At 59.7% G+C, this 5,247-nt stretch carries 3 protein-coding genes and 2 pseudogenes; 1 reads left to right on the plus strand and 4 read right to left on the minus strand.

All coding sequences use genetic code 11. The annotated features are described in order from the left end of the window. Nucleotides 1–348 precede the first annotated feature (348 nt). From EN893_RS39295 to EN893_RS17655, 4 genes and pseudogenes are all read right to left on the minus strand, one after another. A pseudogene (locus tag EN893_RS39295) lies at nucleotides 349–662 on the minus strand (ATP-binding protein); the annotation flags it as partial. Nucleotides 663–672: 10 nt separating this feature from the next. Beyond that, nucleotides 673–1,206 (minus strand): annotated as a pseudogene (locus EN893_RS39300) (IS21 family transposase); the annotation flags it as partial. 1,441 nt (nucleotides 1,207–2,647) lie between these two features. Further along, entirely contained in the window at nucleotides 2,648–3,964 is a 1,317-nt protein-coding gene (locus EN893_RS17650) for a HipA domain-containing protein (RefSeq protein WP_127206482.1), read from the minus strand. Beyond that, nucleotides 3,954–4,292, minus strand: coding sequence for a helix-turn-helix transcriptional regulator (locus tag EN893_RS17655; RefSeq protein ID WP_236383572.1), 339 nt, complete (start codon nucleotides 4,290–4,292; stop codon nucleotides 3,954–3,956). The genes EN893_RS17650 and EN893_RS17655 overlap by 11 nt, the downstream gene beginning before the upstream one ends. A 736-nt stretch (nucleotides 4,293–5,028) precedes the next feature. On the opposite strand from EN893_RS17655, the gene EN893_RS39305 reads away from it, so the two are divergent. Then, a partial coding sequence (locus tag EN893_RS39305) for an aldehyde dehydrogenase family protein (protein ID WP_245490855.1) occupies nucleotides 5,029–5,247 on the plus strand: 219 nt, incomplete at its 3' end.

Below are 5,247 nucleotides of genomic sequence, written 5' to 3' on the forward strand. Positions count from 1 at the left end.
CTCTCCGTCACCGACGTCGGGGTAAATACTAACACTTGAGAAAGCAGGGAGTTCACGGTCGTCGTCGAACGTCTGACGGTGCAAAACGATGGCGGCCACCGCGTGCCCGGCTTCGTGATGCGCCACAAGCGGCAGATATTGGGAGGCTACATTCATGCGGTGCGGCTCTCAGGTCTAGTTTGCTTTTGCGCATAGGACCGCAATTGTCGTGCCAACTGGGAAAATCGTTTCGGGCAATGCGATCGCTCCGATAGCGTTGCGTCTCCTGTCTGACATTGTTGGGAAGTCGACACGCGCCCGTCGCAATGCGGTCGACCTTCCGCGCGAGTTGGGTGACCCGTGAAGGCGGCCGACCAGGACGATGTTGCGCTGATCGGCGACGAAGGCGCGGCCGGGCGAGATCGCGCATCAGGGGGTGACCGGCGTGTCGGCGAAGTCGAAGTCGTCGATGTCCTTGGCCAGCGGCAACTTGGCGACAGCGAACTGGTATTTGATGGAGCGGGCCTGCTTCTCCGATATCTCGGCCTGCAAGAGATCACCGACAATCCTGGGCGGCTCGTGCCGTCGCTTGATGGCGACGCGCCCATGATCTCGTCATAGGCTCTGCGCATTCCGTAGAGCTTCAGCGCTCCCATCAGTTCCAGTACCTCGGTGCGTTCCATGGCTGTTTGTCCTCCTGAGACTGTCATAGCGGGTGCAGTCGGCGACCGCTCGTGAGCTAGCTTCAGCGCTTGGGGAATGGAAAGGATCGTGCCCGGCGCCGGATCGCGGCTGCGGGCCAGGATGTTGAGGATCACCGGCGCCGACGATGCACCGTGCTCGATGGCTTCCTGACAGGCGGCCTCGACCGCGCTCAATCCGTCGGTCAGCACCCAGGTGAGGATCAACACCATCTGCCGGTCGACGTCATCAACCGCCTTGAGCTGCGCCGCACCTTCTCCATTGCCGACCGCACGACCCAGCCAAGGAACGGCGCGCGCCGTGTGCCAGGGATCGTAGACGACCTCGTTGCGGCCAAAGGAGCGAACGTGTTCTCCCACGACCACGCCATCCTCTGGCGGATGCGATCCGATCGACATAAGCATGGATCTCGATGGGCCGACCGACGGCACTCGACAGCACCGAGTATTTGTTGTTGTCGAAGCGCACCGTGCAGGTCTTCGACACCGACGGGGGAATGCAATGGAAGCCGTCGAAGCGACCGGCAGCCGCTCCCGCTGCGGCTTGGCCGCATTCGCCGACAGCAGCCGGTCCCGCGTCTCACGCCGAGCTCTCATGCGGGGATAGGGCTGGTGCTTGCGCTCGTAGCGGAACTGCGTCTCCTCAGAACGCAGGACCTTGCGCACCACCTTGCGCGACATCTTCAGCTCACGGCAGATCGCCTTGATCGACTTCCCCTGGACCAGCGACAGCCGACGTATCTTTGCAATCGTCTCTAAAACCAACATCCAAAACACAAATGCCTCCGATCAAGCCGGAGGCATCTTGATGACCCCATCGTTAAGGGGTCCCGTTTGGACGAAAATCACCCTTTAAACAGGGTCCCCATTCCACGAAAAATCAATGCACTACCTTCCAAAGCTGCGAGAGATCGCCACCGACCGCTTTGAAGGGGCTTTCGGCGGTCTCGTCAGCGAGGTTGTGGCATGAAGAAACATCAATCCACAGCATTGGGCCGAAGCATGCCACGGGCTCATGCCGCGGGAGAGCGGGAAGATATTCTTGAAAGAAGCGGTCTCCGACATCAATACCGACAGGATGGGCAGCTTTCTCACATCACTTGAGGTCGAGCGTGGCAGTTGCGACCCGCAATGCAAGGCTGGCGGCGATGCATGCCTTTGCGCGGTTCCTGATTTCGGAGCACCCCGAATATTAGGATACGCTGCAACTGGTGGTGACACTTCCCTTCAAGAGGGCGCGTGGGTGGCACCTGTCGAATATCTCGATGAGCCCGGAAATCAAGAGCGTCCTGGCGCGTATCGACCGCCGCACGCCTTCTGGACAGCGGGATTACGCTCTGTTTTCGCTGATGTTCAATACGGATGCACGAGTTCAGGGATCCTGAATCTTCGATTGTGACCTTCGTCTGGTATCGCCCTGTCCCGCCGAGCAAAGCAACGACCGCCCCACACTGCTCACCCGGTTCGGTGTTCGATACTTGCTGCGCACACATGGCTGCGGGCGAAGGAACCACCATGGCGGAAAAGAGCATCCATCATCGCCCTTTGCGGGACACGACGGCCATCCACCTCGTCAAGGCGGGTGTTGACATCGCCACCATCAGTCGATGGCCAGGCCACTCGGGCTGAACTAACGATGCGCTACGCCCAGGCCGGTATCGATATGAAGCGGCAAGCGCTCGAACAAGTCTTCCCCCACGTGATGTCATCGGCAAAAGATCAGACGATCATCGCTTTGATGGCTGGATGTTTGGCTGGCTGCACCGCTTGTAGACGCTCAGTTATGTGGAGTTGTATCGCGGGAAGTCGCGCGTCTTGGTCTTTTGCGGTGTCAGCTCAACATCTCTCCGCAGTGCACGTTGTCACTGTTGAAGAGCCGTTTGTTCAATCTTCGTCCTGGCACGGCAAGGGTTGTCCATATTGTGGCGTCTTGCGCTTGCCGAGCTTGTCCGAAATCCAGCGCCGGATCAGGCGTGAACACTGTTGCGTAGTTCGTCAGCCAGAGCGCGGAGAACGTCGGCGCTTCCTTCCAGCGCCGTAAAAGCGTAGGGATTGAGGAACTGTCGGCCCCAGAACAGATTGCGATCTATGCCGGATAGCGTAGCTTCCTCGCTGACACGCGGCCAATTCTCCGCAATGCATCGGAGCTGGCCTTCAACAATCGCAAGAGCTTCCGGCGCGCTGAGCAGGAAGTGATGCGCCGCTTCAAGGCAGGACGCTATCCGGCTCATGCGGTTATTGCCGCTGATGAGCATGGCCTGGCTGGCCTCCTGGCCACTGCGGGCCTGCGGACAAATATCGTACGCAGGCGTGAGGGTGAGCTTAGCCCCGTCCCAGAATGCCGCATGGTTGCGGGCATGATCGTCGGTGTTGCCGCAAAGTATGTTGAAGACAATGCGGCTGAACAACTCGCGCAGAGTTTCCGACGGCGCGGTGAATCGGTGGCGAATGATCTCCGCCAAATCCTGGTAGCTGGCGTAACGCGCCATCATCTCATCGAGCGCGAGCATCGTCAGCGCTGAGACCATGGATTTGCGTTGCCAGCCGCCCGTGACCTTGATCCGGTCGAATCGCTCGACGAGCAACACGTCGTTGCCTGCGGCGCGAACGAGCGAGACGGATGCCGCTCTGATGCCGCACAAGGCGGCAAGCCGCATGGCTATGAATTCTCCTTTGACGACGCTGTAAAGGTCGGCAGACGAGGAAAATTTCGCGACATGCTTGACGGCGTCATCCTCGATCAGCGCCTTTGGCCTTGCGCCGCCGATCGAGCTGCCGTGATGCAGCGCCTGATCTAATTCGGGGGTGAGCGGAATACCTTTCTCTACCCGCTCCGCCGATTGGACAAGCTCTTCGAGAGTGGCATTGGCCAGTGCGCGCGGCTCGTAATGCGTGGGCGAAAACTGAAAATCGAGCGCGCCGATGCGGTCCGAGCCTGATTCCAGCAAGAACGTCAGTTCTGAAATATCGAGCCGCGCGATTTCATCGCCCTTCACACCGAATTTGCGGTTTAGGATAACCCGTCGTCCCCAGGCATCAGGGGCAGCATCGCGGATGCATCCCGGCATGGTTAGGCCAGGAAGCAAAGGCAATTCGCCTGCCTTCAGGGGCAGTTCCGGGAGATAAAGCGGGATCGCGCTGCCCAGTTCACGAAAGCTCCTGCCATAGTTGAAGCTGACGAGTCCGTCATGGGCATATAGCCGCCCGGCGACAACCGGCGCGGTCTCGCCCGGCAGCCAGACCCAGACATAGGCTTCGTCGTACTTGGGGACCTTAGAACTCATCGACGATCTGCTTGCTGGCCTTGTAGACGTGCTTCGGCAGCAGCGCGATGCGATCGTCCATGCGGCCTGTGAGGGCTGTGATGCCCTTGCCGTCGGCATCGAACAGCTTCACACCGACAATGGCAGCAGCTTCGAACATCAGTCCGATTTCGACTTTGGGATCGCCCTTCTCGATGCGCTGCAGGGTGCTGCGTGAAACACCGATTCTCTCGGCTAACTCCTGTGCGGTTAACCGGTGCTGCATCCGGCCAAGCCGGATGGTCTTACCGAAAAGGCCAAGCGCTTCCATCGCGTAGCGCGAATAGGTGCGTTTATACGTTGCCTTCATTCGGGTCTCTGTGACCTATGCATGATCCATATCGCCTTCTTTAGAACTTTATATAGGTAATGTCACAGAGCGACTGCCAAAGTCAAGACTCCGTATCGCAAGCGTTACCCATCCGAACGAGGAAGGCGGATATTGCCTACGGCTCCTGCACAACCGGCCAGCTCTGCGCCCCTCGGGCGAGGCGGAGATCTGGCGCTGGATCGCGGACAGCCTTGAGACGCCTCGCATGAGTCATTCATGGGCGGTCCCTGGTGCGAGGCCGCGGCGCTCGACTGCTGGCCGACATTCTCGGTGGCGGGACCCGCAGCCGGCTACACCAGCACTTTTCGACCGCATACGCGCCCAGCTTCTCTCCGAAATCATTGCCAATGAGCGCGGAACCTCATGCGATCGCCGAGCTGGCCTGGCGGCGCGGAATCTACGGCACGCATCCGTATTCGAGACCGCCCAAGGGAGCCTGACTAGCGTAACGCCCTCCGATCTAAGCGCCTTCCACAAAGCCGCTTTCGCACGCGACGGGCTGCATGTGGCGGTCGTAGGCGACATAGATGCCAAGCCCTGAGAGTAAGGCTCTACCAGCTGTTCGGCGATTTGCCTCAGAAACTGGCGCTTGCCGGCGCGAACCAGTGGTATCGCGAGGGCGAGCACGCCGAGCGCTTTTCCTCCGCCCTCCACTGACCACAGACCCGCACGCAACGAAGCCGCGCTCGATCTTATCGTGGCGTGGCTAGGTGCAATGTTTGCTCTCGCCATCAGGCCGGCTTTCCCGATGGCGTGGTCAACCTGGATCTATGCGTCCGAAGGTGATCGCGTGGGCCGTGAACTCTGCACCAATTCCAAGATTCAAAAGATCAGCTTTACCGGTTCGAACGAGGCCGGACGGCTGCTGATGCGTCAGTGCTCTGACCAGATCAAGAAGGTCAGCCTTGAAACCGGCGGCAATGCACCTTTCATC

The sequence above is a fragment of the Mesorhizobium sp. M7A.F.Ca.CA.004.04.2.1 genome (genome assembly GCF_004022825.1).
In the GTDB taxonomy this organism is placed as follows: Bacteria; Pseudomonadota; Alphaproteobacteria; order Rhizobiales; family Rhizobiaceae; genus Mesorhizobium.

Coding starts and splice junctions, on each gene's coding strand:
- EN893_RS17655 (WP_236383572.1), bottom strand. CDS start 4,292: ATGAAGGCAACGTATAAACGCACCTATTCGCGCTACGCGATGGAAGCG.
- EN893_RS17650 (WP_127206482.1), bottom strand. CDS start 3,964: ATGAGTTCTAAGGTCCCCAAGTACGACGAAGCCTATGTCTGGGTCTGG.